Raw genomic sequence first — 25,782 nt, 5'->3', positions numbered from 1 at the left:
TCGACATTCCTCAGCGTGTGTTGAAGCCGGCCCTCGGGCCGGCTTTTTTCATGGTGCAGGTTCACGGCACCGAGGGGTGGCAGGCGCAGGCGTGTTCGGCAGGGGCGCTCATGAAGGCGTCGAGGATGGCGCAAGCCCGGTCGCTGCTGGCGCCCTGGCACTGCTTGCGCAGCGCGACGAGCTGCCGCTCCAGCGTCTTCAGCGCGGCCAGGTGGCGCCGCACGCGCTCGATGTGGTCGTCGAGCAAGGCATCGACCGCGTGGCACGACTGCTCGGGCGTCTGCGCGTAGTCGATCAATTGCCGCACCTCGCTGAGCGGGATGTCGAGCGCGCGGCAATGGCGGATGAACTGCAGCCGCGCCAGGTGGCGCGGTGCGTAGTGGCGGTAGCCGGAGGCGGTGCGCTCGGGCGCGTCGAGCAGGCCTTCGCGTTCGTAGTAGCGCAGCGTCTGCACGTCGCAGCCGGCGGCGGTGGCGAGTTCACCGATCTTCATCACAAGACCCCTTGGCAGGCCGGAACTTGACCTTGTAGCGACTATAGGGTTTGCAATGGCGGCATCGTGATGTCGAAGGTGAAAGCCATGTCTGCTTCCTGTTGTCCCCCGTCTCCGCCATCGGCCGACCCGCGCGTGCGCCGCGCGCTGTGGATCGCGCTCGTGGTCAATGCCGCGATGTTCGTCGTCGAAGTGGCGGCGGGCCTGTCGGCCGGCTCGGTCTCGCTGCTGGCCGACGCGGTCGACTTTTTCGGCGATGCGGCCAACTACGGCGTGTCGCTGGTGGTGCTGGCGATGGCCACGCGCGTGCGGGCGCGCGCGGCGCAGCTCAAGGCCGCGTGCATGGCGGCCTTCGGCGTCTTCGTGCTGGCGCGGGCAGCGTGGGCGCTGCAGACCGGCGAGGTGCCCGAGCCCGTGACGATGGGCGTCGTGGCGCTCGCGGCGCTGGCGGCCAACGTCGGCGTGGCACTGCTGCTGTTCCGCTACCGCGGGGGCGACGCCAACATGCGCTCGGTCTGGATCTGCTCGCGCAACGATGCCATCGGCAACTTGGCCGTGGGTGCGGCCGCGCTCGGTGTCTTCGGCACCGGCACCGCCTGGCCCGACCTGGCCGTGGCGGCGTTCATGGCAGTGCTTGCGATCACCGGCGCGGTGACGGTGTTCCGCCAAGCCCGCGCCGAGCTGCGCGGCGCGCCACCCGCTACGCCGTCACACGCTTGCCATTGAGCCAGAGGCCGACCCAGGTGCGCCGCACCGCGAGCTGGTAGCTGGCGACGAGCAGCGCCGTGGCGACGACGTTGATGCCGATGTACTTGACGGCCCAGTGCCACGGCAACAGCATCACTGCGGTCTGCAGGGCCGCCACCAGCGGCAGGTGGGCGATGTAGATCCAGTACGAGGCGTCGGCGAGGTAGCGCACCGCGGCGTTGGCCTTCGAGAAGAAGCGCAGGCCGAGCCCGATGAAGGCCAGCGTGCTCGCGACCAGGCCGATGCCGTAGGCCACGGCGTAGGCCGCCTTCGGGACGAGGTCGGTGATCGGCACGATGCCGGGGTGCGTCCTGGCCGAGAAGAGCGCGACGAGGCCCCCGAGCGCCCCCAGCACGCCGTACCACGCCCAGCGGCGCGCCAGCACGTCGAGCAGCCCGCGCTGCCGCCCGAGCGCCCAGCCGATGCCGAACACGTAGCCGTAGACGAAGAGCGGGCCCAGCGGCGGGATCAGCGTGTAGCCCGGCGTGGGCACGCCGAGGATGACGATCCAGTCCGGCGTGAGGAAAAGCGCCAGCGCCACCGGTGCGGCCAGCAGCAGCGCATCGGCCGGCGTGGCGAGCACCCGCCGCAGCAGCCGGTCGAGCCGGGCCCCATCGGCATCGACACGCCGCCACAGCCCCCGCGCGAGCAGCGTGAGGCCGTACAGCCACAGCAGCACGTACAGGAACCACAGGTGCAGGAAATTGGGCTTGGTCTCCTGCATGAACGGCGGCAGCGGGTCGGGCAGCACGCCGCCGTGGCGCCGGGCCACCGCCCACGTCACCACCGCGACGATGGCGATGAAGCACAGCACCCAGCCCACCACCAGCGGCCCGAGGATGCGCTGGGCGCGGTTGCGGCAGAAGCCGCCCACCCCTTGCCGCGCGAGCAGCTGCTGCGCGAAGAAGCCCGCCACGAGGAAGAACACCGGCATGCGGAACACGTGGATCGCGTACATCACGAGCGACATCACCGGGCTCTGCTGCGTGTCGGCGATGGGCCAGAGGTGCGGCATCAGCTCCACGCCGGGGATGAACGACAGCGTGGCGTGCAGCACGATGCCCAGCAGCAGGGCGCTGGCCCGCACCGCGTCGAGCGCGTGCAGGCGTGCGGCCGGCGCCGCCACCGCGTCGGCGGCGGCCGCCATCAGGCCGGGCTGTCGAGGCCGCGGCTGGCAGAGGCAGCGCCGACGGCGCCGAGGAAGCCCGCGATCACGAGCACGTACCAGAGCGGCAGCGTGCTGGTCTCCCCCACGACGAGCGAGGCGGCACGCAGCACCAGCCCCGCAGCCGAGGCGAGCGCCAGCGCGAGCAGGGCCCACGCGATGAACTGGGAGAGGCCCCGGATCTGTGCCGTCTTCGCGCCGATGACGAAGAGCACGAAGCCGAGGATGGACAGCAGCGGGAACAGCACCCACAAGGTCGCGTCGACCGATCCGGTGATGAGACCGAGCGGCGCGGCGACGAGCACCCCGCCTGCGAACAGGCCCAGGGCCACCATGAAGGCGCCCGCGATCAGCAATGCCATGTGGTTCTCCCCGTGTGGCTGTGGTCGCAGGATCTTCTCACGGGCATCCGCACGAAGGCTAGGACGCGTGCCCCTCCGCCGCCAGCGGTTCGGGCCGCGTGCGCAGCGCCCACATCACGCCCGCCACCAGCAGCGCGATGCCGGCAAGCGTCTCGGGCGCGGGCCACTGGCCCCGCAGGACGAAGGCATAGCTCAGCGCCGCCAGCGTCTCGAACACGATCAGCTGCCCGGCCAGGCTGGGCGGCAGGCGCTGGCTGGCCTCGTTCCAGCACACCGTGCCGAGCCACGAGGCGAAGAGGCCGATCGCGAACATCAGCAGGAGGAAGTCGCCCGCGCGCGGCCCGAAGGGCATGGGGAAGGCATCGCCACTCACGGCATTCCAGAGCCACACCGCGGCATAGCCGGCGAGCGCGAGCGGCAGCGTGGCCAGGCCTTGGGCCGTGGCCCAGCTGCGCGGGTTGCGGTCGGGGTGGGCGCGCAGCCATTCGGCATTGCGGATGGGGTACCAGGTCCAGCACACGACGGCGCCCACCGCGAGCAGCGCACCCAGCGTGTAGCGCCCGAGGTCGGCCGCCGGGTCCTGCTGCAGGTGGCGGATCTCCACGTGGTTGACGAGCGCGATGCCGGCGGCGATGAGCCCGAGCGAAGGCAGCATGCGGCCCCAGGGCATCTTCGCTTCACGGCGGTGGCCCTGGCGCTCGGTGCGCAGGTTGGCGGTGATCGCGATCACGACCGGCAGCGTGCCGATGATCATGGTCGGCAGCGGCCCGCCTGCGCGCTGGATGCTGCTTGCGAGAAAGAGGTAGTAGATGACGTTGCCGACGGCGGCGAGCTTCAGCGCCTCGCGCCAGTCGCTGCGCGTGAGCTCGCGCAGGTGCGCGCGGTCGAACCACGCGAGCGGCAGCGCGATCAGGCCGAAGGCGAGGTAGCGGCCGAACGACTGCAGCGTGGCGGGGTACTCGGGCAGCATCAGCGGCCCGACGAAAACGAGGCCCCACATCAGGCCGGCGGCCAGGGCGAACAGGAATCCAGCGGTCATTCGCGCAGTGTCGGTCAGGCGCGCGGGCGGGGTCTTGTCTGAAATTGCGGCTGCACCTGCTGCCGGTAGCGTGCCGGCGTGACGCCGTGCATGCGGGCGAAGCGCTTGGTGAGGTGGGCCTGGTCGGCCAAGCCGACGGCGGGAGCGACCTCGGCGGGCGCCATGCCGGCGGCGAGGTGCTGCTTGGCGCGTGCCAGCCGCACCGCCATCAGCATCTGGTGCGGCGTCACGTGGTAGCGCTGCTTGAAGCGGCGCAGGAAGTGGAAGGGGCTGAGCCCGGCCTCGGCGGCCAGGCGATCGAGCGTCAGCTCGCTGGCGTAGTCGTCGTGCATCAGCGCGAGGCTGCGGGCGAGCGCGCTGTCGTTCGCCGTCACACGCTCGCGCAGCGCCCGGTCGACCTGGGCATGCGGGCGCAGCGCGCCCAGCAGCTCGGCGAGGGCGCTGTCGCTCGCCAGCGCGTCGGGGGCATGCCACAGCGCGGCGAGCCGCGCGCTCACGCGCTGAGCCGCGGCGGGGTCGTGGGCAGTCGCGTCGGCAAACCACCAGCGCTCGCCGGTCACCGCCTGCAGCAGCGCCTCATCCAGGTAGACCATGCGGTAGCGCCAGCCCTGGTCGGTCTCGGCGCGGCCGGTGTGCAGCTCGCCGGGGTTCATCAGCACCAGCGTGCCCGGCGAGGCCAGGTGCTCGGCGCCGCGGTAGCGAAAGCGCTCCACGCCGGCGTCGATCACGCCCAGCCCGAAGGCTTCGTGCAGGTGCGGGTCGAAAGCGTGCCGCACGATGTGCGCCCGGTACAGCTCCACGCCCGCGCGCGCCGGCCGCTTGAATTCGGCGGCGTCGAGCGGGCAGTCGAAGGTGTCGGGCACGGCGTTCATGGCCGCGAGATGATCGCAGGCCTTGCGCCGCCGCGCACGCGGGCTTCAGCCGAGGAGGGCCGGGTTGTGCCGCCAGAGCCAGAAATTGAGGGCCGCGGCGAAGCTCACCCACGCGAGGTAGGGCAGCAGCAGCGCCGCCGCCCCGGGCTTCACCCGCCAGAACGCGAGGACCGTCGCCACGATCAGCAGCCACAGCAGCGCGATGTCGGCCATCGCGAGCGCACCTTGCTGCCAGGCGAAGAAGAGCCAGCTCCACAGCGCGTTGGGCACCAGTTGCACCACGTACAGCACCAGCGCCGTGCTGCGCGCCGGGCCCGGCGGGCTGCGCCACACCCACCAGGCGGCCACGGCCATCGCGGCATACAGCACGGTCCAGACCGGGCCGAAGAGCCGCGCCGGTGGCGCCCAGTCGGGCTGCTCCAGCTGGCGGTAAAAGTTGCCGGCGTCGGCCGAGGCAATGCCGCCGATCACGGCGACGGCCACGCTCAGCGCCAGCCAGGCGGCGAGGCCGGCCCAGGGGTGGCGCGGCGAAGGGAGGGTGAGGCTCGTCATCGGCCGAGTGTCGGCCGGGATGAACACCCGCGACACCGGTGCGGATTCCACGGCCGGCCCGTGCACCCCCGGCCCAGGTGGAGCCGGGCGCTCAAGCGGCGCGCGCCTGAGCCGATAACGGCAGGACGGTGGCCGGGAGGGCCAGGGTCTCATGGCCGCGCCACCGTGATCTGGAGTGTCATGCTGTCCTTCGTGTCGTCTCGTACCTGGCCCACGGCCCGCATGGACGACGCCCTGCGCCGCCGCGCGCTCCGGCGCATGCGCCTGACGGTGCCGATGTACCTGCTGTCCGCCGTGTTCACCGGCTGGGCGTATGCCCTCGGCTTGCTGCCGCTGTGGGCGGTGCTGGTGCAGGCCGCGGCCTGGGCGAGCTTCGTGCTCGCCTTCCATGTGCTGCTGTCGTCGGGCGTGGTGTGGCTGCGCGACGACCCCATGCTCGTCTTTCCGCAGGTGCTGTGCGGCATCGCCTCGATCGCGCTGTGCTACGCCGTCAACCCGGCGTGGCGCGGCTACACGCTGCAGATGCTCTTCGTCGTGCTGGTGTTCGACATGCAGCGCCTGAGCCGGCGCCAGATCGTGCTCGCCGGATGGCTGGCGGTGGGCGCGATGCTGCTCGCGGTGCTGGGCTCCGCGTTGATCGGCCATGGCGGCGACGAGTTCGTCGAGGGCCTCTTCTTCGTCGGCATGGCGGCGGTGCACGTGCCGGTGCTTTCGTACCTCGCGGGCGAGGTGCGCGGCATCCGCCTGCGCCAGGAGCAGAGTCACCGTGAGCTCGACACGGCGCTGGCGCGCCTGTCCGAGGCCTCGCTGCGCGACACGCTCACCGGCGCCTACAACCGCCGGCACGGCCTGGCCTGCCTGGAGCTCGAGCTCAAGCGCCAGGGCCGTCGCGAGGCGCCTTGCGCGGCCGCCCTCATCGACCTCGACCACTTCAAGCAGGTCAACGACCTGGCCGGCCACGAAGCCGGCGATGTGGTGCTCAAGACCTTTGCCCGCCTCGCACACGAGGCCTGCACGTCCGACGATGTGTTCATCCGCTGGGGTGGCGAGGAGTTCCTGATGCTGCTGGGCCGCGGCACCGACGCCATCGAGCGGCTCGAGGCCTTGCGCGTGCGCGTGGCCACGCACGACTGGAGCCGCGTCGTGCAGGGCCGCACCATCACCTTCTCGGCCGGCGTGGCGTTCACCAGGCCTGGCGACGATGCCGCGGCCGTGCTCGCGCGCGCCGACCAGGCGCTCTACGACGCGAAGCACGGCGGGCGCAACCGCGTGTGCCAGGCGCCGGCGCACGATGTGACGGCGCATGGCTGAGCTGCAGCGCCCACGGCGAGTGCCGGCCCGCCTGTGGGTCTGGCTGCTCGGCGACGACCCCCAGATGCAGCGCCGGCTGTGGCTCGCGCTGATCGCCGCCTTGCTTTACGGCGTGTGGTTCATCGGCTTCCTGGCGTGGTCGCTGTGGCGCGGCGAATTCGATCCGATGGTCTGGGTCTTCCTGGCCAACGAGATCGGCGGCATGTCGTTCTACGTGGCCATGCGCGCCGGCTGGACGCGCCGCCTGAAGGACCCGGCGCTCGTGTTGCCGCAGATGCTCTATGCCGGCATGAGCTGCGCGATCGCCTACGTGGCCCTGCCCGTCATGCGGCCGGGCGTGTGGCAGCTCGCCTGCCTGGTGCAGGTGTTCGGCCTCTTCAACCTGCGCCCGAAGGCGCTGCTCGTGAGCGGCTTCAGTGCCGCGGCGATGCTGCTGCTGGCCGCCTGGCTGTCGTTCGTGTTCGGCATCGGCGACACCTCGCAGGCCACGGCGATGCAGGCGGTGTCGGGCGCGCTGATGCTGTGCCTGCTCACGCTCGCCTCGGCCCACCACGCCAAGGCGCGCAGCCGCCTGCGCGAGACCCGCGCCCAGCTCGCCGATGCGGTGCGCCGCACCGAGCTGCTGGCCACGCGCGACCCGCTCACCGGCCTGTCGAACCGGCAGCACACGCAGGACCAGCTGCTGCTCGACCTGGCCCGGCACAACGATGGCGGGCCGCCGCTGTGCCTGGCCTTCATCGACCTCGACCACTTCAAGGGCGTCAACGACACGCACGGTCACCCGGCCGGCGATGCGGTGCTGCAGCGCTTTGCCGCCGAAGCGCAGGCCGAGCTGCGCGAGATCGACCTGCTGGCCCGCTGGGGCGGCGAGGAGTTCCTGCTCGTGCTGCGCGACACCGGCGATGCCGAGGCCGCGGCGGGCGTGTTGTCGCGCATCCGCGCCCGTCTCGAAGCAGCGCCGCTGGGGTGGGGCGATGGCGACGAGCCGGTCTCGATCCGCATCCGCTTCTCGGCCGGCGTGGCCGCGCGCGAGCCGGGCGAGTCGCTCGACGACGCGGTGCAGCGCGCCGACCGGGCGCTCTACCGCGCCAAGGCGCTCGGCCGCGGCCGCACCGAGCGAGCCGATGCCGCACGCCACGGCGAAGCGCAGCCCGAGCTCGACGCGCTGACGATGTGGTGAGTCAGTTCAGTCGCAAGGCCTGCGCGCGCTGACCGAGCCGCTGCGCCCAGGCGCTGCGAGGCCGCTGGGCCAGGCGCTCGTGCGCCAAGCCCCGCGCGAGGGGCACGTCGCCGCTGCGCAGGGCCGCCTCGATCAGGGTCAGGTCGATCAGGTCGCGCTGCGCATGGCTGCCGCCGAAGCGGTGCGCCTGCGGGCGGATGCCCCGCAACAGCGCCGCCGCCTTCGCGTGATCGCCTTCGGTGAACGCCTTCACCGCCAGCACCGCCGGGTGGCCCACCTCACGGGTGAACACCGCGTTGTCGCCGTCGCTGTCCATCGCCGCGCGTTGCGCCTCGAGCAGCTGCTGCTGGGCCACCGCCATGCCGGCGTTGCTGAAGGCGAGCATCGCGTGCAGGTCGTTGAAGGCGTAGTGGCCACTTGCCGCATGCGGCAGCCAGCGCTCGGCGATGGCCTGCCAGCGGCCACCCACGTCGACACCGCGCAGCTGCAGGCGCCACAGCATGGCGCTGGCGTCGATCAGGTCGAGCACGACCGAGGAGCCGGTGCCGCCGATTGCGCGGTCGTAGAGGCGCAGCACCTCGGCGTGCTCGTCGAGCTCCAGGTGGAAGAGCGCAAGGTGCCACCAGTTGTGGGTGGCGAGGAAACTCCCGTCGGCCCAGGTGTCGCTCGTCGTCTGCAGCCAGGCGATGCCCGCGCGCGGGTCATGCCGCATCTCGTGCACATGGGCCACGGCATGCCAGCCCCAGCTGTCGTGCGGCTCCAGCTCCACGCTGCGCCGGCCCTGGCGCTCGGCCTCGACGTACTGGCCGCATTCCTCCAGCCCGAAGGCGTGCATGCCCAGCACCGCGTGCCAGCCGGGCACGGCCGCGTCCCACGCGGGCAGGGCGCGCGCGATGCGGTCGCGCAGCATGCGGCTGTCGCCGCGGAAGAAATCAAGCTGGTGGCCGACCTGCAGCGCGAGCGTGTCGCGTGGGTAGCGCAGGCTCAGGTCTTCGAGCTGCAAGGCGGCTTCGCGCCAGTGGCCGTGGGCGAGCGCACGGGCGGCGGCGAGGTGGCGCTGCTCGCGGTCGTCGGCCGGCAGCGTGGCGGCAGCGTCCAGCGCGGCGCGCGCGGCCGGCAGGGCCGGGGCTTCGGTGCCGAGCAGCATCACCCATGCCTTGAAGGCGTGGGCCATGGTCATGTCGGGGCTCAGCGCGATGGCCTGGTCGATGGCGGCCAGCGGGTCGCCGACCATGCACAACAGCTCGCGCGCGGCGCGTTCGTAGGCGTCGAGGCTTGGCGGGGTGGCGTTGCTGATGCGGTGGCCTTGGGGGTCGATGAGGTTCATGTCGTTCTCCTCGTGGGGTCAGCGGCGGGTGGACACGTCGCGCAGCATCAGCATGTCCAGCACGCGCGCCGAAGCGCCGGGCCAGAAGCCGTTCTCGCGCGCATGATGCGCTGGGTTGCGGAAAGTGCCGAACACCATGTCGATGACGGGCAGATCGGCGTAGTTGAAGCGGTGCACGCCCTGTGCGTGGTGCAGCGAGTGGCTCTCCGGCCGCTGCACCAGGTAGCCCAGCCAGCGCGGCGTGCGCAGGTTGGCGTGCTGGAAGATCGCGAGGAAGGTGATGAAGAGCATCGCCGGCGTGGCCGCCGCGGGCGGCAGGCCGAGCAGGGCGAAGGCGATGCTGTTGACGAGCGTCCAGCCTGCCATGTCGAGCGGGCTGAACCAGAAGGCGCTGCTCACGTCGAGCCGCTCGGCACTGTGGTGCATCTGGTGCAGCAGGCGCCACAGCGGCGTCACCGCGTGCATCGTGCGGTGGTAGGCGTAGCCCATCACCTCGTAGGCCAGCACGCCGGCGGCGGCCGCAGCCCCCGTCGGCCAGGCCGAGAGGTCGAGGAGCCGCAGCGGCGCGAGCGCCTCGGCCCACAGCAGCGGCAGGTACGACGAAACCATCAGATAGGCGAAGAGCGCCGCGAGCGACCGCGCCCACCAGCCGCGCACCGGTGGCAGCGGCCGGGCCGGCGCGAGCCGCTCCCACAGAAAGAGGCCGATGAGGAGACCGAGCACGCTGAGCGTGAGCGGGTCGATGAGAATGTCGATCGGGGTGGGCATGACGGAGGTCCCTGGAGGTCTGTGAACGGACCGGCATCGTCGGCTGCCTGTGCCTTCGGCACCAAAGCCGATCCGGCCACGACCCGTTCAAAACTGCCAGGAGTTGGTTGCCATGCCCGAGCCGCTTCGCCCCATCACCGTCGCCCTGCTCGCCACGCCGGCGGTCAGCGCAGCCACCCTCTACGGCTTCTACGACACGCTGCACAGCACCCGCCGCGACTGGCACATGCTGCACGGCGGGCCCGACACGCCCTCGCCCTTCCGCCCGCTGGTGGTGAGCGCGGACGGGCAACCCTTCGAGGGCGGCAACGGCGTGCGCATCACGCCCGATGCGAGCTTCGCCGACTGCCCGCACCCCGACGTGGCGGTGATCACCGACCTGATGATCCCGCCCGGCACCTCGCTCGCCGGCCTCTACGACGCCGAGGTGGCCTGGCTGCGCGGCGCCTACGACGCGGGCGCGACGCTGGCCTCGGCCTGCTCGGGCGCGCTGTTGCTTGCCCGCACCGGCCTGCTCGACGGCCAGGAGGCCACCTCGCACTGGGCCTACTGCGACCTGCTCGCGCGCGAGTACCCGCGCACCCGCTGGCAGGCCGAACGCGGCCTGATCGTGGCCGGGCCGCAGCAGCGGCTCATCATGGCAGGCAGCGGTGTGGCGTGGCACATGCTGGTGCTCGCGCTGATTGCGCGTTATGCCTCGCCGGATGACGCGATGCAGGTCGCGCGCATCAACCTGCTCGACCTCAACAGCACGAGTGCCACCGCCTATGCCTCGCTCACCCGCGGCCCGCGTGCGGCCGACGAGCTGGTCGCGCGCTGCCAGCTCTGGGCCGCGTCCAACTACCGCGAGGAATCGCCGGTGGCACAGATGCAGGCACTTTCAGGTCTGCCCGAACGCACCTTCAAGCGCCGCTTCCTGCAGGCCACCGGCATGACGCCGCTCGAGTACGTGCACACCGTGCGGCTGGAAGAGGCCAAGCAGATGCTGGAGTCGACCGACCTGCCGGTCGAGGCCATCGCGCTCGAAGTTGGCTACCAGGACGCAAGCTTCTTCGGGCGCCTCTTCCGCCGCAGGGTGGCGCTGACGCCGGCGCAGTACCGCAAGCGGTTCGCGCCGCTGGGCGCGCAGCTCCGGCGCGCGGCGTCGGTCTAGGGCAGGCCCTAGGCCTGGCGCAGGCGCCAGAGCACGTCCAGCACGAGCTCGGTCGACGGCTCCCGCGCGCCGCTGCGGTGGGCGATGCCGAGCGGGCGCCACAGCTTCGGCCGCAGCGGCAGCATGGCGATGCGCTGGTCGACCTGTGCGGCGGTGGCCTCGTGCGGCAGCAGCGCCGCGCCGTAGCCGGCCGCGACCAGGCTCTTGATCGCATCGTTGTAGTTGAGCTCGATGCGCGGGCGCGGCTGCTCGCCGGCTTCGGCGAACCATTCAGCGGTGAGCCGCGAGAGCCGCGTGCTCGCGTCGTTCAGGATCAGCGGCTGCTGTGCGAGCCAGGCGGGCGTGGCGTGGCTCGGGGCCTTCCAGGAGGCGGGCACGAAGGCCATCACCGGGTCGCGCCGCCAGGGCTGCACCTTGAGGCCCGCGCCCGCGGCCTGCGGCAGCGCGACCAGGCCGATGTCGAGGGTGCCGCCGGCCAGGCGGGCCATGGTCTCCTGCGAGGTGAGCACGGCCACCTGCACGTCGATGCCGGGGTGGTCGCGCGACAGCGCCTCCAGTGCCTGCGGCAGCAGGTGGGCGAGCACGCCGGTCGACGCGCCCACGCGCACGCGGCCGGTGCGCCCCTCCACCAGTCGCTGCACTTCGTCGAGCGCAGCGTCGGCATCGGCCAGCAGGCGGCGCGCGCGCTCGATCAGCGCGGCGCCGGGTCCGGTGGGCGCGACCTGGCCGCGGTTGCGCAGGAGCAGCGGCGTGTCGAGGCGCGATTCCAGCTCCGACACATGCAGGCTCACCGTCGGCGGCGCGAGGTGCAGCGCACGCGCGGCAGCGGCAAACGAGCCGAGGTCGGCGATGGTGACGAGGGTGCGCAGGCGGTCAAGGTCGAGTTCACGCATGGTTCGTGAATTCTGAAGATGGCGATTGTGAAAAGCAACTTTTCTTAATCATGCGCGGCGACCAAGATCTCGCCATCCCATCGACATCCCGCACGAGGCGCACATGACACCTGTTGTCTTCATCGACGGCGACCAGGGCACGACCGGCCTGCAGATCCACGCCCGCCTGCAGGGCCGAACCGCCCTGCGCGTGCTGACCCTGCGCGCCGACCGCCGCAAGCACCCCGGCGCCCGCGCCGAGGCGCTGAACCATTGCGACATCGCCATCCTCTGCCTGCCCGACGACGCGGCGCGCGAGGCGGTGGCGATGATCCACAACCCGGCTGTGCACGTGATCGATGCGAGCTCGGCGCACCGCACTGCGCCGGGCTGGGTGTATGGCTTCCCCGAGATGGACGATCGCCAGGCCCAGCGCATCGCGCAGGCCACGCGGGTCTCGAACCCCGGCTGCTACCCCACCGGCGCGGTGGCGCTGCTGCGCCCGCTGGTCGAAGCCGGGTTGGTGCAGCATGACCACCCGCTGACGATCCACGCGGTGTCGGGCTACTCGGGCCGCGGCCGCGCGGGCGTGGACGAACACGAAGGGCCGAATGCGGCGCAGGCGCTGCCGTTCCAGGTCTACGGGCTCGGCCTGCAGCACAAGCACGCGCCCGAGATGGCGGTGCACGCCGGCCTCAAGATGCGGCCCATCTTCGTGCCGGCCTACGGCGCCTATCGCCAGGGCATCGTGCTGACCATCGCACTGCACCTGCGGCTGCTGCCGGCGGGTGTCGACGCACAGCGGCTGCGCACGGCACTGGCTGCGCACTACAGCGGCTCACGCCATGTGGAGGTGCTGCCGGCGGGAGCGTCGAAGGCGCTGGAGCGGCTCGACCCGCAGGCGCTCAATGGCACCAACGACCTTCAGCTCGCGGTGTTCGACAACGCGGCGCAGGGGCAGGTGCTGCTCACGGCTGTCTTCGACAACCTCGGAAAAGGCGCGTCAGGTGCGGCGGTGCAAAACCTCGACCTGATGCTGGAGCACCTGCAGATGCAGAACGCCCAGCGTCAGCTCAATGCTGCGTGACGACGATCGGGGCACCTTGGGTGATGATCATCGTGTGCTCGTACTGCGCTGACAGGTTGCCGGGCGCCCCCACGAGCGTCCAGCCGTCATCGGTTTCCGTCACGCGGCGGCTGCGCGTGGAGAGAAAGGGCTCGATGGTGATCACCAGCCCTTCGGTCAGCACACGCTTGTCGCTCGGGTCGTAGTAGCCGGCGATGTGCTCCGGCGCCTCGTGCAGCGAGCGGCCCACGCCGTGGCTGCCCAGGTTCTCGATGATGCGGAAACCGTAGCTGCGCGCCGTGCGCTCGATGGCCGCGCCGATGCGGTTGATCGGCTGGCCGGCACGCGCCTCCTTCATGGCCGCGGCGAGCGCCATGCGGGTGGCGTGGCACAGGCGTGTCTTCTGCGCGTTGGTGGGCGGCACCACGCGCGTGCCGCCGGTGTCGGCCCAGTAGCCGCCGAGTTCGGCCGACACGTCGACGTTGAGCACGTCGCCGGCGCGGATCACCCGGTCGCCGGGGATGCCGTGGGCCGCCTCTTCGTTGATGCTGATGCAGGTGTGGCCGGGGAAGTCATAGGTCAGCCTGGGCGCCGAGCGCGCGCCGTGCTCGGCCAGCCAGCGCTCGCCGAGAGCATCGAGCTCGCGGGTGGTCATGCCGGGCTCGGCGGCGTCGAGCATCTTCTGCAGCACCATCGAGACCACGCGGCCGATGCGCTGCAGTCCGGTGACGTCGTCCTGGGTTTCGATGGTCATGGCGGCACTCCGGGGAAAGGTGGGCATGCTACCCGCCGGCGCCTGAAAAATATTTGTCGAGGGGTTGTCGATTTCCGGGGTGCTCGTTCGACTAGGAGATAGGTCCAACCCCCGCAAGGAGACTCCCGTGAAATTCCTGTGCCTCGTCTACCTGTCCCAAGAACGCATGGACGCGCTCACCCCCGAGGAGCAGCGCACGCTCGACCGCGACTCGATCGCCTACGACCAACGGCTGGAGGCCGAGGGCGTCCTGCTCGGCTCGCTGCCGCTCGATTCGAGCCGCAAGGCGGTGTCGCTGCGGCGGGTGAAGGGCTGCCTCACCCAGACCGAGGGGCCGTATGTCGAGACCAAGGAGGTGCTGGGCGGCTGGATCCTGGTCGACGTGCCCTCCATCGACGACGCGCTGCGCATTGCGGCCAGCATCCCGGTGGTGCAGTACGGCGGGGTGGAGGTGCGCCCGGTCTACCAGATGCAGGCGTGATCCACGTTGGCTGAGCCGGTCGCCGCGCAGGAGATCGAGACGGTCTACCAGGCCGAGTCTCGGCGTGCGCTCGCCACCCTGATCCGCCTGCTCGGTGACTTCGACCTTGCCGAAGAGGCCTTGCAGGATGCCTTCGAAGCCGCCTTGCAGCAGTGTCCGCGCGAGGGCCTGCCCGCCCATCCGCGTGCATGGCTGGTGTCCACCGGCCGCTTCAAGGCGATCGACGCGCTCCGCCGCCATGCACGCTTCACGCCCTGGGACGAGGTCGCCGAACAGGTGATGGCGATGGCTGCCGACCCGCCGCCCGACGAAGAGCTGATCGCCGACGACCGGCTGCGCCTCATCTTCAACTGCTGCCACCCGGCGCTGAACCTTGATGCGCAGGTCGCCCTCACGCTGCGCGAGGTGTGCGGGCTCTCGAGCGAGCAGATCGCGCATGCGTTCCTGGTGCCGCTGCCCACGATGGCGCAGCGCCTGGTGCGCGCCAAGACCCGGATCCGTGTCGCGCGCATCCCCTACGAAGTGCCGCCGCGCGAGGCGCTGGCCGAGCGGCTCGACGCGGTGCTGCGGGTGGTCTACCTCGTCTTCAACGAAGGCTACAGCGCGAGCTCGGGCGAGGCGGTGACGCGCCACGACCTGAGCGCCGAAGCCATCCGCCTCGGCCGGCTGCTGCTGGAGCTGCTGCCCGACCCCGAGGCGCGTGGCCTGCTCGCGCTGATGCTGCTGCATGACGCGCGCCGCCATGCGCGCACCACGCACGACGGAGAGATGGTGCTGCTGGCCGACCAGGACCGGCGCCTGTGGGACCGGGCCCGGATCGACGAGGGCGTGGCGCTCGTCACCGAGGCGCTGCGCAGCGGGCGGTTCGGGGCCTACACCTTGCAGGCGGCGATTGCGGCGGTGCATGCGGAAGCGCTCGATGCGGCCTCGACCGACTGGCCGCAGATCGTCGGCCTCTACGACGTGCTGCAACGGGTGGATGCGTCGCCGGTGGTCGCGCTCAACCGCGCGGTGGCGATCGGCATGCGCGACGGGCCTGCCGCCGGCATCGCCGCGGTCGACGCCGCGATGGCCTCGGGTGCGCTCCGGCAGTACCACCTGGCCCACGCAGCGCGGGCCGACTTCCTGCGCCGCGCCGGTCGGCTGCCGCAGGCCCGCGAGGCTTACGAGACCGCGCTCGGCCTCGCCAAGCAGGCGCGGGAGATCCGCTTCCTGCAACGCCGACTCGACGAATGCCGCCCCGACGGAACCCCGACATGACGACCCCCGACGACGACCTCACCCGCTTCGAAGCCCATGGCGCACCGCCCTTGCCCCTGCCACGGCACGAAGGCCGTCTGCTGCACGATGGCGCCTCGATCTGGCATGCGAGCTTCGGCGATGGCCCGCCTGTCGTGCTGCTGCACGGTGGCTATGGCCACGCCGGCAACTGGGGCCACCAGGTGCCGGTGCTGCTGGCCGCGAGCTTCCAGGTGATCGTGATCGACAGCCGCGGCCACGGCCGCAGCACGCTTGGCGACGGTGCCCTGAGCTACGAGCGCATGGCCGCCGACACGCTTGCCGTGCTCGACCATCTCGCGTCGCCACCGGCCACGCTCGTGGGCTGGAGCGACGGCGCGGTCATCGCGCTGATCGCCGCGTTGCAGGCGCCCGCGCGTGTGGCCGGCGTGCTCTTCTTCGGCTGCGCGATGGACCCGAGCGGCCTGCGCGACGACATCGAGTTCACGCCGGTGCTGCAGCGCTGCATGCGGCGCCATGAGTTCGACTACGCGGCGCTGTCGCCCACTCCCGGGGCCTTCGAGACGCTGCGCGCGGCGCTGCAACCGCTGCACCAGGACGAGCCGCACTACAGCGCCGGGCAGCTTGCACGGGTGAGCGTGCCGGTGAGGGTGGTGCACAGCGAGCACGACGAGTTCATCCGCCGCGAGCACGCGCTGTACCTCGCGCGTGTCATCCCCGGCGCCACGTTCCGCGAGCTGCCGTCGGTGGGCCACCTGGTGCCGCTGCAGCGGCCGGACGTCTTCGATGCGGCGATGCTGGACTTCGTGAACCGCGCCTAGTCGCCCACGCGAAACGCGAGCGTCACGAAGCCGCTGTCCCAGGTGTCGGGCGCTGTGGCCGAGAGGCGCAGGTCGGTGCCGCGCAGCAGCCAGTTGGCGGCCAGCGGCACGGTGAAGCTCACGCGCCCTTCGCCATCGGTTTTCTTCCAGATGCCGATCGGGCTCACGTCGTTCTGCAGCTCGACGGCGACATCACGCAAGGGCTGCCCGTCGCGCAGCACCTGGAAGCGCACGGTGTCGCCGGCCTTGAGGGGCTGCAGGCCGCTCTCGAGCAGCACGTCCATCGCCATGCCGGTGGGCGTGGCGCCCTCGGCTGTGTTGGCGCGCCGGCCGGGCAGCTCGATGCGCGCGTGCTTCACGTAGCGCTCGCGCCACGGCAGGCCGCGCGATTGCAGCTCGGCCCACGCCGCGCGCACGGCCGGCGAGGCGTTGACCTCCTTCAGGTAGACCTCGACGGTGGCCGGCGCGATCTCGATGTCGAAGGGCTGCTGCTGCGCCCAGCAGGTGACCGGGCCCAGGCCGCCGGGCCGCGCCTTCAGCGTCAGCGCCTGCAATGTCTCGCCCGCGGCCTGCAGCGGCACGGCCTTTGCCCCAGCCCGGCGACACCCCTGGTGGCGCAGCGAAGCTTCGCCCACGGTGAACTCGTGGTGCGGGAAACGGTTGCCCGTGCCGAGCCTGAGCGATACCTCGCCGGGCCTCGCCGCCGGCAAGGGTTCGAACCAGGTGTCGTGGGCGAGGGCAGTGCCGGCGCACACGGCGCCGGCAACGATCAACAGCAGACGAGGAAGGAGCGAGGCCATGAGCGAAAGCGATTGTCGTGGGGCAGCCGGTCCTACTTACGCGCAAGCCGAGCGACTGGATGCCGCGGTTTTCAAGGGCCTCGACAGCATTGCGTTGAAAGACGACCCGATCGAGCCGAGCTGGATCCTCGAAGGCCAGCCGCATGCGCGCAGCGGCTGCCATTCCACCAACACCGACGGCTGGGCCGCCACGCATGTGTGGGAATGCAGCGGCGGGCGCTTCCGCTGGCACTTCGGCGTGGAGGAGACCGTGCTGATCCTCGAAGGCGAAGTGCGCGTGACCGATGCGAAAGGCCGCACGCAGTGGCTGGTGCCGGGCACCGTGGCCTATTTCCCCACGGGAACGTGGTGGGAATGGCACATCCCGCAGCATGTGCGCAAGCTGTCGTTCAACCGGCGGTCGGTGTTGCCGCCGGCGCGCTTTCTCGGCCGGGCCTTGGGCGTGTTGCTCAGGGTCTTCACCCGACCGACCGTTCCCCGACTTCAACCCACCATCAAGGAAACCTCATGAGCTTCTTCAGCAAGATCCTCGACAAGCTGGGCCTCAAGGATGCGCAAGCCGCCGCCCCCGCCGACCCGGCGGCCACCGTGCCCGCGGCGGTGACGGAAGCTGCGCCTTCACCGGCCGCCGTGGCGCCTGCGCCGGCGCAGGAAGTGGTCAACCCGATCGCGGTCGTCGACGTGGTGGCGCAACTGGAGAAACGCGCCGCGGCCAACCCGCAGAAGCTCAACTGGCGTACCTCCATCGTCGACCTGCTGAAGCTGCTCGACATCGACAGCGGCCTCGAGGCGCGCAAGGCGCTCGCCAAGGAGCTCTACTGCCCCGACGAGCTGATGGGCGACTCGGCCAAGATGAACATCTGGCTGCACAAGAACGTGCTGGCGCACATCGCGGCCAATGGCGGCAACATTCCGAAAGAGCTGACGGACTGAATGAAAAATGCCCCCGCCGCTTTCGCGACGGGGGCATGAAGAGCGGCCACCCGCAGCCGCTCGCTTCTGGACAGTGCTTAACGAACCTTGCCAGCCTTCCAGGCGTTCAGCAAGGTGTCATACGCGATGGTTTCGCCCTTGGGCTTCTCGTTGGCCAGCTTGGCCCACGGGGCGCCCTTGTCGCTCAGGTACTTCTTGGGGTCTTCCTTCTTGTTGAGCTTGGGGGCGCAACGGGCCATGCCGGCGCGCTCGAGGCGGGCCATCACCTGGTCCATCTCTTCGGCGAGGTTGTCCATCGCAGCTTGCGGGGTCTTCTCACCCGTCACGGCGACGGCCACGTTCTTCCACCAGAGCTGCGCGAGCTTGGGGTAGTCGGGCACGTTGGTGCCGGTCGGCGTCCAGGCCACGCGGGCCGGCGAGCGGTAGAACTCAACCAGGCCGCCGAGCTTCGGTGCCAGGTCGGTCATGGCCTTGCTCTGGATGTCCGACTCGCGGATCGGGGTCAGGCCGACGATGGTCTTCTTCAGCGACACGGTCTTGGCCGTCACGAACTGCGCATACAGCCACGCAGCGGCGGTGCGGTTTTCATCGTGCTTGTCGAAGAAGGTCCACGAGCCCACGTCCTGGTAGCCGTTCTGCATGCCTTGCTTCCAGTACGGGCCGTTCGGACCGGGGGCCATGCGCCACTTGGGCGTGCCGTCGGCGTTGACCACCGGCAGGCCGGGCTTGGTCATGTCGGCGGTGAAGGCGGTGTACCAGAAGATCTGCTGCGCGATCTGGCCTTGGGCGGGCACGGGGCCGGCTTCGCCGAAGGTCATGCCGGTGGCTTCCTTCGGGGCGTACTTCTTCATCCAGTCGACGTACTTGGTGAGTGCGTAGACAGCGGCGGGCGAGTTGGTCGCGCCACCGCGGGAGACAGAAGCGCCGAGCGGCGTGCAGCCGTCGGCCGAGGCACGGATGCCCCACTCGTCGACCGGCTTGCCGTTGGGGATGCCGATGTCGGCGGTGCCGGCCATCGAGAGCCACGCGTCGGTGAAGCGCCAGCCGAGCGACGGGTCCTTCTTGCCGTAGTCCATGTGGCCGTAGATGGGCTTGCCGTCGATGGTCTTCACGTCGTTGGTGAAGAAGTCCGCGATGTCTTCGTACGCGCTCCAGTTGAGCGGCACGCCCAGGTCGTAGCCGTACTTCTTCTTGAAGCGGTCCTTCAGGTCGGCACGCGCGAAGAGGTCGGCACGGAACCAGTACAGGTTGGCGAACTGCTGGTCGGGCAGTTGGTAGAGCTTCTTGTCGGGGCCGGTGGTGAAGCTGGTGCCGATGAAGTCTTTCAGGTCGAGGCCGGGGTTCGTCCACTCCTTGCCCTTGCCGGCCATGTAGTCGGTCAGGTTCATGATCTTCCCGTAGCGGTAGTGGGTACCGATCAGGTCAGAGTCGGAGATCCAGCCGTCGTAGATCGACTTGCCGGACTGCATGGAGGTCTGCAGCTTTTCGACGACGTCACCTTCCTGGATCAGGTCGTGCTTGACCTTGATGCCGGTGATTTCTTCGAAGGCCTTGGCGAGCGTCTTCGATTCATATTCGTGCGTGGTGATGGTCTCGGAGACGACCGAGATTTCCTTCACGCCCTTGGCCTGCAGCTTCTTGGCTGCTTCGATGAACCACTTCAACTCGGCCGTCTGCTGCTCCTTGCTGAGCGTGGACGGCTGGAACTCGCTGTCGATCCACTTCTTGGCTTCGGCCTCGCCGGCCCATGCGCTCTGGCCCATGACCAGAGCGGCAGCGGCCAGGGCCACAGCGTTCAAGCGCAATTTCATGTCTGTCTCCTGAATGCTTCCCATTGCTCAAGATGGCACGACGGCTGGGAAGTGGTGGCCGGGTGCCTTTTCGAAAAACTTCTCTTGTGTGACCCTTCAGCCTTTGCGCATGATCAACGCCAGCAGTGCCATCGAGATGACAAAGCTGATCCAGATCGACGGTTCGTTCTCCAGGCTCAGCCACGTCATCAGCTTCTCGCTGACGGCAACGAAGGCGAGGTTGACGTAGGCGGCGGTGAGGAGGCCGATGAAGAGGCGGTCGCCTCGGGTGGTCTCCATCGGGAGCCAGCCCTTGCGCATGGTTGTGGGGGACTTCAATTCCCACACCGTCATGGCGATCAGCATCAGCACGATGGTGGTGAAGAAGATCGCGACGGGGGGCGTCCAGGCCATCCACTCGAACATGTGTCAGTGCTCCGTATGCGTTGTTTCGGCGCGGGCTGGGGCCGATGTGGACCGGGCTCCGCTCATGTCCCCCGGAATGGGCTGCGCCCATTCCTCCTCCTTTACTTCGCTGCGCCCGGTCCCCATCACCCCCGGCTGGAGACGATGGTGGCGGGCGAGGAGGTGGGTTGTTGCAGTTGTGTTCATCACACGCGGCCCATGGCGAAGCCCTTGGCAATGTAGTGACGGACGAACCAGATCACGATTGCGCCCGGGACGATGGTCAAGACACCCGCTGCGGCGAGCACACCCCAGTCCATGCCGGAGGCGCTGACGGTGCGGGTCATCGTCGCGACGATGGGTTTCGCATCGACGCTCGTGAGCGTGCGGGCCATCAGCAGCTCGACCCAGCTGAACATGAAGCAGAAGAAGGCGGCCACGCCCACGCCGGCCTTGATCAGCGGGATGAAGATGGTGAGGAAGAAGCGCGGGAAGGAATAGCCGTCGATGTACGCCGTCTCGTCGATCTCGCGTGGGATGCCGCTCATGAAGCCTTCGAGGATCCACACCGCCAACGGCACGTTGAAGAGCAGGTGCGCGAGGGCCACGGCGATGTGCGTGTCCATCAGGCCGAGCGTGGTGTAGAGCTGGAAGAACGGGAGCAGGAACACCGCCGGCGGCGTCATGCGGTTGGTCAGCAGCCAGAAGAAGACGTGCTTGTCACCGAGGAAGCGGTAGCGGCTGAACGCATAGGCCGCGGGCAGCGCCACCAGCAGCGAGATCACCGTGTTGATGGCCACGTAGATCAGCGAGTTGATGTAGCCCGAGTACCAGCTCTCGTCGGTGAAGATCGTCTTGTAGTGCTCCCAGGTGAAGTCCTGCGGGATCAGGCTGAAGGTGGACAGGATCTCCGTGTTCGTCTTGAACGACATGTTGACCATCCAGTACACCGGCAGGATGGCGAACAGGAGGTACGCGACCAAGAAGATCGAGCGCTTGCGGAAGCGTTTCTCATCCATGGGATGCCTCCGTCTTGTTTTGCGTGCCCACGCGCTGCATCCAGTTGTAGAGGATGAAGCACAGCAGCAGGATGATCAGGAAGTAGATCAGCGAGAAGGCAGCCGCCGGGCCGAGGTCGAACTGGCCGACAGCCTTCTGCGTGAGGTACTGGCTCAGGAAGGTCGTCGCATTGCCGGGGCCACCGCCCGTCAGCACGAAGGGCTCGGTGTAGATCATGAAGCTGTCCATGAAGCGCAGCAGCACCGCGATCATCAGCACGCCCCGCAGCTTGGGCAGCTGGATGTAGCGGAAGACCGCGAACTTGCTCGCGCCGTCGATGCGGGCGGCCTGGTAGTACGCGTCGGGAATGGCGCGCAGGCCGGCGAAGCAGAGCAGGGCGACAAGCGGCGTCCAGTGCCACACGTCCATCACCAGCACCGTGAGCCACGCGTCAGTCGCATACCCCGTGTAGCTGTAGTCGATGCCGAGGGCCGCGAGTGCGGCGCCGAGCAGGCCGATGTCGGTGCGGCCATAGATCTGCCAGATGGTGCCGACCACGTTCCAGGGGATCAAGAGCGAGATGGCGACGAGCACCAGCACCAGCGACGACTTCCAGCCCTGGGCCGGCATCGAGAGTGCGAGGCAGATGCCCAGCGGGATCTCGACCAGCAGCACCGAGAACGAGAAACCGATCTGGCGCAAGAGAGCGCCTTGCAGGTCTTCGTCGCGCATCACCGACTTGAACCACTCGGTGCCGACGAACACGCGCCGCTCGGGCGAGATGATGTCCTGCACCGAATAGTTCACCACCGTCATCAGCGGCAGGATGGCCGAGAAGGCCACGCACAGGATGACGGGCAGGATCAGGAACCACGCTTTCTGGTTGATCGGCTTCATGCCACCAACTCCTCGTTCTTGTAGTAGCAGGTGTGCGTGCCTTTGACGCCGAACCACGCGGCATCACCGACGGCCGGCGGCGTGGTCTCGGGCGAGAGGCGGGCGCGGATCACGCTGTCGCCCGACTTCGCGGTGACGAGCCAGTAGGTGCCGACGTCCTGCCGTTGTGTCACCACCGCCTGCAGGGCGCCCGGGGCGCGCGGCTCGGTGAGCGTCACGTATTCGGGGCGCACGCCCAGCGTGTCGGCCCCTTCGGGCGCACCGGGCACGATGGCGGCCGGCAGGAAGTTCATGCCCGGCGAGCCGATGAAGTGGCCGACGAAGGTGTGCTGCGGCCTTTCGAAGAGCTGGTCGGCGCTGCCGATCTGCACCGCCTTGCCACGTGTCATCACCACCACCTCTTCGGCGAAGGTGAGCGCCTCGACCTGGTCGTGCGTCACGTAGATCAGCGTGAGCTTCAACTCATGGTGGATCTGCTTGAGCTTGCGGCGAAGCTGCCACTTGAGGTGCGGGTCGATCACGGTGAGCGGCTCGTCGAAGAGCACCGCGCTCACGTCTTCGCGCACCAGGCCGCGGCCGAGCGAGATCTTCTGCTTCTGGTCGGCCGACAGGCCGGCCGCGCGGATGTCGAGCTGGTGGCTCATCTCCAGCATCTCGGCGATCGTGCCGACGCGCTGCTTGATCTTGTCGGGCGAGACACCGCGGTTCTTCAGCGGGAAGGCCAGGTTCTCGGCCACCGTCATCGTGTCGTAGATGACGGGGAACTGGAACACCTGGGCGATGTTGCGCTGCTGCGGCGTCTGCTTCGTGACGTCGGTGCCGTTGAACTTCACCGTGCCGTGCGAGGGCGTGACGAGGCCCGAGATGATGTTGAGCAGCGTGGTCTTGCCGCAGCCCGAGGGGCCGAGCAGTGCATACGCGCCGCCGTCGCGGAAGGTCATCTTCAGGGGCAGCAGCGCGTAGTCCTCATCCTTCTGGGGATTCGGGCGGTACGAGTGCGCGAGGTCGAGGTCGATGCGGGCCATCAGGTCATCCCCCGCGTGGGCGCGACGAGCAGCGCGCCGCTGGCATCGAACACGTAGACCTGCGCCGGGTGCAGGTAGAGCGTGATGTTCGAGCCGAGGTCGAAGAAATGCACGCCGGTGAGCTGGGCGACGAGTTCGCCGACCGCCGTCTCCACGTGCACAAAGGTGTCGGAGCCCGAGATCTCGGCCAGCTCCACCTTGCCGGGCAGGGCCACGTCGCCGGGGCGTTGCGTGATGTGCAGCGCGCTCGCACGCACGCCGATGGTCAGGTTGGCGGTGCTGGCCGCCGGCAGCGGCACCGAGAGCTGCACGCCGGCCGGGAGGGAAACGCCGAGCGAGGCGGCATTGCCTTCGATCAGGTTCATCGGCGGGTCGCTGAACGCACGCGCCACGCGGATGGACTTCGGCTTGTGGAACACATCGGCGGTGGGGCCGTACTGCAGCAGCTCGCCAGCATCCATCACCGCGGTGTAGCCGCCGAGCAGCAGCGCTTCGGTGGGCTCGGTGGTGGCGTAGACGACGGTCGAGTCGCCGGCGGCGAAGAGCTGAGTCAGCTCGTCGCGCAGTTCCTCGCGCAGCTTGTAGTCCAGGTTCACCAGCGGCTCGTCGAGCAGCATCAGCGGGGCGTTCTTCGCGAGCGCGCGGGCCAATGCCACACGCTGTTGCTGGCCACCGGAAAGCTCGGCCGGCAGGCGCTTGAGGAAGGGCTCGATGTGCAGCTTGGCCGCGAGCTCCTGCACGCGGTTGGCAATGCTCTTGTCGCCGCGCAGCTTGAGCGGCGAGGCGATGTTGTCGAACACGCTCATCGACGGGTAGTTGATGAACTGCTGGTAGACCATGGCGACATTGCGCTCGCGCACCGGCATGCCGGTCACGTCCTTGCCGTCCACGCGCACCAGGCCGTGGCTGGGCGCATCCAGCCCCGCCATCAGGCGCATCAGCGTGGTCTTGCCCGCCTGCGTGGCGCCGAGCAGCACGGTCACCGCGCGCGGTGCGAGCGTCAAATCCAGCGGGTAGAGGTGGGTCTCGGGGCCCACGATCTTGTCGACCCGCTCCAGGGTCAACTCCATTGCGTCGTCCTCACGTTGTCTCCGGTCTTCATCGATTCGTCGGGCCAGCGCGCGGCCCACCAGCGGGCGACGTTCTGGCGTTGTGCTTCGCTCAGGTGCAGGCCGAGCTTGGTGCGGCGCCACAGCACGTCGTCGGCGCTGCGCGCCCATTCGTGGTCGTGCAGGTAGACGAGCTCGGCCTCGTGCAGGCCGGTGGCGATCTCTTCACCGAGGCCCTGGCTGCCGGCGACCATCTCGATGCGCGAGCCGTAGCAGCGCGCCATGCGGCGGCGGGTGTCGGCGTGCCATTGGGGGTGGCGCTTGGCGAGCTGGGCGTCGAAGCGCTCGAAGTCGGTGTCGGGCCGCTGCGGCGGGCCGATCCAGGCGCTGAGGTCGCCGCCGGGCAGGTAGGCATTGGCCGTCCACGCAGGCTGGCGGTTGCCGAGGCGCTTGCACAGGCCGTCGGACGCTTCTTCGGCCAGCTTTCTGAATGTCGTGATCTTGCCGCCCCACACCGTGAGCATCGGGGCGCCGTTCATGTCGTAGTCGAGCATGTAGTCGCGCGTCACCGCCGAGGCGTCGCTGCTCTCGTCGCCGAGCAGCGGGCGCACGCCGGCGTAGGTCCACACCACGTCGGCCGGCACGATGGGCTTGGCGAAATAGCGGCTCGCCTGCTCGCAGAGGTAGGTGACCTCGCTCGCGTCGATCTGCGCCTTGCCGATGGGGCTGTCGCTTTCCACATCGGTGGTGCCGATCAGCGTGAACTCGCCTTCGTAGGGGATGGCGAAGATGATGCGGCGGTCGGTGTTCTGGAAGATGTAGGCGTGGTCGTGGTCGAAGATCTTCTTCACCACGATGTGGCTGCCCTTCACCAGGCGCAGCGATTTCGTGTCCTTCAGGTGCGCGTGTTCGTGCAGGAACTGCGCGGCCCAGGGGCCGGCGGCGTTGACGAGCGCCCGCGCGTGCCAGTGCTGCGTGGCGCCGGAGGCATCGGTCAGCGTGAGCTGCCAGCCCCGGTCGGCGCGGCGCGCCTCGGTGCAGCGCCAGCCGGTGAGCACGTTCGCGCCGTGCGCGGCAGCGTCGATCGCGTTCAGCACCACGAGGCGTGCGTCGTCGACCCAGCCGTCGGAGTAGACGTAGCCCTTCCTGAACTGCGGCTTGAGCGGTGCGCCGACCTTGTGCCGGCGCATGTCGATCACCTCGGAGCCGGGCAGCACCTCGCGGCGGGCGAGGTGGTCGTAGAGGAAGAGGCCGGCGCGGATCATCAGCGAGGGCCGCATCGACGGGTCGTGCGGCATCACGAAGCGCAGGGGCCACATGATGTGCGGCGCGCTCTTGAGCAGCACCTCGCGCTCGGCAAGCGCCTTGCGCACCAGCGAGAACTCGTAGTACTCGAGGTAGCGCAGCCCGCCGTGGATCAGCTTGGTCGACGACGACGAGGTGTGCGCCGCGAGGTCGTCCTTCTCGCACAAGGTCACCGACAGCCCGCGCCCGGCGAGGTCGCGTGCGATGCCGGCCCCGTTGATGCCGCCGCCGACGATGAGCACGTCGCACTCGCGTCGGGCGGGCGGTTGGGCGGCGGGCACGGCCGTGTCGGCTGCGCCCGTGTGGCGGTGATTCAAGCTGTCTCCGATCAAAAAGGGTGACCGTTTGCGCCGGCCGGTGGGTTCAAAGCCCCGTTT

28 protein-coding genes are annotated in these 25,782 nt (G+C 69.5%); 10 read left to right on the top strand and 18 right to left on the bottom strand.

Going from position 1 to position 25,782, the window contains the following annotated elements:
* Positions 1-61: 61 nt before the first annotated feature.
* Entirely contained in the window at positions 62-493 is a 432-nt protein-coding gene (cadR, locus tag JI745_RS11085; protein ID WP_201806190.1) for a Cd(II)/Pb(II)-responsive transcriptional regulator, read from the bottom strand.
* 87 nt (positions 494-580) lie between these two features.
* On the opposite strand from cadR, the gene JI745_RS11080 reads away from it, so the two are divergent.
* Complete coding sequence (locus tag JI745_RS11080; protein ID WP_201806188.1) at positions 581-1,219, top strand: cation transporter; 639 nt, start codon at positions 581-583, stop codon at positions 1,217-1,219.
* Here the strand turns inward: JI745_RS11080 and JI745_RS11075 are convergent.
* The 5 genes from JI745_RS11075 to JI745_RS11055 are packed head-to-tail and all read right to left on the bottom strand — an operon-like array spanning position 1,194 to position 5,230.
* Positions 1,194-2,387, bottom strand: coding sequence for an acyltransferase family protein (locus JI745_RS11075; RefSeq protein ID WP_201806186.1), 1,194 nt, complete (start codon positions 2,385-2,387; stop codon positions 1,194-1,196). The two genes, JI745_RS11080 and JI745_RS11075, sit on opposite strands and share 26 nt — an antisense overlap.
* A complete protein-coding gene (locus JI745_RS11070; protein ID WP_201806184.1) occupies positions 2,387-2,767 on the bottom strand; it encodes a hypothetical protein in 381 nt (126 codons plus the stop codon). The genes JI745_RS11075 and JI745_RS11070 overlap by 1 nt, the downstream gene beginning before the upstream one ends.
* A 58-nt stretch (positions 2,768-2,825) precedes the next feature.
* Complete coding sequence (locus tag JI745_RS11065; protein ID WP_201806182.1) at positions 2,826-3,806, bottom strand: DMT family transporter; 981 nt, start codon at positions 3,804-3,806, stop codon at positions 2,826-2,828.
* A gap of 14 nt (positions 3,807-3,820) precedes the next feature.
* Entirely contained in the window at positions 3,821-4,678 is an 858-nt protein-coding gene (locus tag JI745_RS11060; protein ID WP_201806180.1) for an AraC family transcriptional regulator, read from the bottom strand.
* 45 nt (positions 4,679-4,723) lie between these two features.
* Positions 4,724-5,230 carry a TspO/MBR family protein gene (locus tag JI745_RS11055; protein ID WP_201806178.1) on the bottom strand — a complete coding sequence of 169 codons (507 nt, stop codon included), beginning with the start codon at positions 5,228-5,230 and terminating at the stop codon, positions 4,724-4,726.
* Between the two features lie 180 nt (positions 5,231-5,410).
* Here JI745_RS11055 and JI745_RS11050 point away from each other — a divergent pair, with 180 nt between their 5' ends.
* The gene (locus JI745_RS11050; RefSeq protein ID WP_201806176.1) at positions 5,411-6,541 is read left to right on the top strand and encodes a GGDEF domain-containing protein; all 1,131 of its coding nucleotides are present in this window, start codon (positions 5,411-5,413) and stop codon (positions 6,539-6,541) included.
* A complete protein-coding gene (locus tag JI745_RS11045) occupies positions 6,534-7,721 on the top strand; it encodes a diguanylate cyclase (protein ID WP_201806174.1) in 1,188 nt (395 codons plus the stop codon). Before JI745_RS11050 ends, JI745_RS11045 begins: the two co-directional genes overlap by 8 nt.
* Before the next feature lies 1 nt (position 7,722).
* On the opposite strand, the gene JI745_RS11040 is transcribed toward JI745_RS11045, so the two are convergent.
* Both JI745_RS11040 and JI745_RS11035 read right to left on the bottom strand, forming a co-directional pair.
* On the bottom strand, positions 7,723-9,048 hold the full coding sequence (locus JI745_RS11040) for a tetratricopeptide repeat protein (protein WP_201806172.1): 1,326 nt from the start codon (positions 9,046-9,048) through the stop codon (positions 7,723-7,725).
* 18 nt (positions 9,049-9,066) lie between these two features.
* On the bottom strand, positions 9,067-9,816 hold the full coding sequence (locus JI745_RS11035; RefSeq protein ID WP_201806170.1) for a sterol desaturase family protein: 750 nt from the start codon (positions 9,814-9,816) through the stop codon (positions 9,067-9,069).
* Positions 9,817-9,928: 112 nt separating this feature from the next.
* Here JI745_RS11035 and JI745_RS11030 point away from each other — a divergent pair, with 112 nt between their 5' ends.
* Positions 9,929-10,969, top strand: coding sequence for a GlxA family transcriptional regulator (locus JI745_RS11030; RefSeq protein ID WP_201806168.1), 1,041 nt, complete (start codon positions 9,929-9,931; stop codon positions 10,967-10,969).
* 8 nt (positions 10,970-10,977) lie between these two features.
* Here JI745_RS11030 and JI745_RS11025 read toward each other — a convergent pair whose 3' ends face one another.
* Positions 10,978-11,862, bottom strand: coding sequence for a LysR family transcriptional regulator (locus tag JI745_RS11025; protein ID WP_201806166.1), 885 nt, complete (start codon positions 11,860-11,862; stop codon positions 10,978-10,980).
* A gap of 103 nt (positions 11,863-11,965) precedes the next feature.
* Between JI745_RS11025 and argC the strand changes: the two genes are divergently transcribed.
* Positions 11,966-12,928 (top strand): N-acetyl-gamma-glutamyl-phosphate reductase, encoded by a 963-nt coding sequence (gene argC / locus JI745_RS11020; protein WP_201806164.1) that lies wholly within the window; start codon positions 11,966-11,968, stop codon positions 12,926-12,928.
* Here argC and map read toward each other — a convergent pair.
* A complete protein-coding gene (gene map / locus JI745_RS11015; protein ID WP_201806162.1) occupies positions 12,915-13,661 on the bottom strand; it encodes a type I methionyl aminopeptidase in 747 nt (248 codons plus the stop codon). The two genes, argC and map, sit on opposite strands and share 14 nt — an antisense overlap.
* A 127-nt stretch (positions 13,662-13,788) precedes the next feature.
* Here map and JI745_RS11010 point away from each other — a divergent pair, with 127 nt between their 5' ends.
* From JI745_RS11010 to JI745_RS11000, 3 genes are read left to right on the top strand one after another with little or no spacing between them, the layout of a single operon-like run.
* Positions 13,789-14,142, top strand: coding sequence for a YciI family protein (locus JI745_RS11010; RefSeq protein ID WP_201806159.1), 354 nt, complete (start codon positions 13,789-13,791; stop codon positions 14,140-14,142).
* 6 nt (positions 14,143-14,148) lie between these two features.
* On the top strand, positions 14,149-15,402 hold the full coding sequence (locus JI745_RS11005; protein ID WP_201806157.1) for an RNA polymerase sigma factor: 1,254 nt from the start codon (positions 14,149-14,151) through the stop codon (positions 15,400-15,402).
* Positions 15,399-16,202, top strand: coding sequence for an alpha/beta fold hydrolase (locus JI745_RS11000; protein ID WP_201806155.1), 804 nt, complete (start codon positions 15,399-15,401; stop codon positions 16,200-16,202). The genes JI745_RS11005 and JI745_RS11000 overlap by 4 nt, the downstream gene beginning before the upstream one ends.
* Here the strand turns inward: JI745_RS11000 and JI745_RS10995 are convergent.
* Positions 16,199-17,002 carry a DUF4198 domain-containing protein gene (locus JI745_RS10995; RefSeq protein ID WP_201806153.1) on the bottom strand — a complete coding sequence of 268 codons (804 nt, stop codon included), beginning with the start codon at positions 17,000-17,002 and terminating at the stop codon, positions 16,199-16,201. The two genes, JI745_RS11000 and JI745_RS10995, sit on opposite strands and share 4 nt — an antisense overlap.
* Here JI745_RS10995 and JI745_RS10990 point away from each other — a divergent pair.
* Positions 17,001-17,513, top strand: coding sequence for a cupin domain-containing protein (locus tag JI745_RS10990; protein ID WP_201806152.1), 513 nt, complete (start codon positions 17,001-17,003; stop codon positions 17,511-17,513). The two genes, JI745_RS10995 and JI745_RS10990, sit on opposite strands and share 2 nt — an antisense overlap.
* Positions 17,510-17,935 carry a DUF3597 domain-containing protein gene (locus JI745_RS10985; protein WP_201806151.1) on the top strand — a complete coding sequence of 142 codons (426 nt, stop codon included), beginning with the start codon at positions 17,510-17,512 and terminating at the stop codon, positions 17,933-17,935. Before JI745_RS10990 ends, JI745_RS10985 begins: the two co-directional genes overlap by 4 nt.
* Before the next feature lie 77 nt (positions 17,936-18,012).
* Here the strand turns inward: JI745_RS10985 and JI745_RS10980 are convergent, their stop codons facing one another.
* The 7 genes from JI745_RS10980 to glpD form a co-directional block, all read right to left on the bottom strand.
* Positions 18,013-19,746 carry an ABC transporter substrate-binding protein gene (locus JI745_RS10980; protein WP_201806150.1) on the bottom strand — a complete coding sequence of 578 codons (1,734 nt, stop codon included), beginning with the start codon at positions 19,744-19,746 and terminating at the stop codon, positions 18,013-18,015.
* Between the two features lie 96 nt (positions 19,747-19,842).
* The gene (locus JI745_RS10975) at positions 19,843-20,151 is read right to left on the bottom strand and encodes a DUF2160 domain-containing protein (RefSeq protein WP_201806149.1); all 309 of its coding nucleotides are present in this window, start codon (positions 20,149-20,151) and stop codon (positions 19,843-19,845) included.
* A 185-nt stretch (positions 20,152-20,336) separates the two neighbouring features.
* Positions 20,337-21,149 (bottom strand): carbohydrate ABC transporter permease, encoded by an 813-nt coding sequence (locus JI745_RS10970; protein WP_201806148.1) that lies wholly within the window; start codon positions 21,147-21,149, stop codon positions 20,337-20,339.
* The gene (locus JI745_RS10965) at positions 21,142-22,026 is read right to left on the bottom strand and encodes a carbohydrate ABC transporter permease (RefSeq protein ID WP_201806147.1); all 885 of its coding nucleotides are present in this window, start codon (positions 22,024-22,026) and stop codon (positions 21,142-21,144) included. The genes JI745_RS10970 and JI745_RS10965 overlap by 8 nt, the downstream gene beginning before the upstream one ends.
* Entirely contained in the window at positions 22,023-23,051 is a 1,029-nt protein-coding gene (locus tag JI745_RS10960; RefSeq protein ID WP_201806145.1) for an ABC transporter ATP-binding protein, read from the bottom strand. Before JI745_RS10960 ends, JI745_RS10965 begins: the two co-directional genes overlap by 4 nt.
* A complete protein-coding gene (locus JI745_RS10955; RefSeq protein ID WP_201806143.1) occupies positions 23,051-24,121 on the bottom strand; it encodes an ABC transporter ATP-binding protein in 1,071 nt (356 codons plus the stop codon). The genes JI745_RS10960 and JI745_RS10955 overlap by 1 nt, the downstream gene beginning before the upstream one ends.
* Positions 24,112-25,722: a glycerol-3-phosphate dehydrogenase gene (gene glpD, locus JI745_RS10950; RefSeq protein ID WP_201806141.1), complete on the bottom strand. Its 1,611-nt coding sequence runs from the start codon at positions 25,720-25,722 to the stop codon at positions 24,112-24,114. Before glpD ends, JI745_RS10955 begins: the two co-directional genes overlap by 10 nt.
* Between the last annotated feature and the right edge of the window lie 60 nt (positions 25,723-25,782).

This window comes from Piscinibacter sp. HJYY11 (genome assembly GCF_016735515.1).
Classification (GTDB): Bacteria; Pseudomonadota; Gammaproteobacteria; order Burkholderiales; family Burkholderiaceae_C; genus Rhizobacter.
The sequence above is the reverse complement of the archived record's forward strand: the minus strand, read 5'-3'. Positions and strand labels throughout refer to the sequence as shown.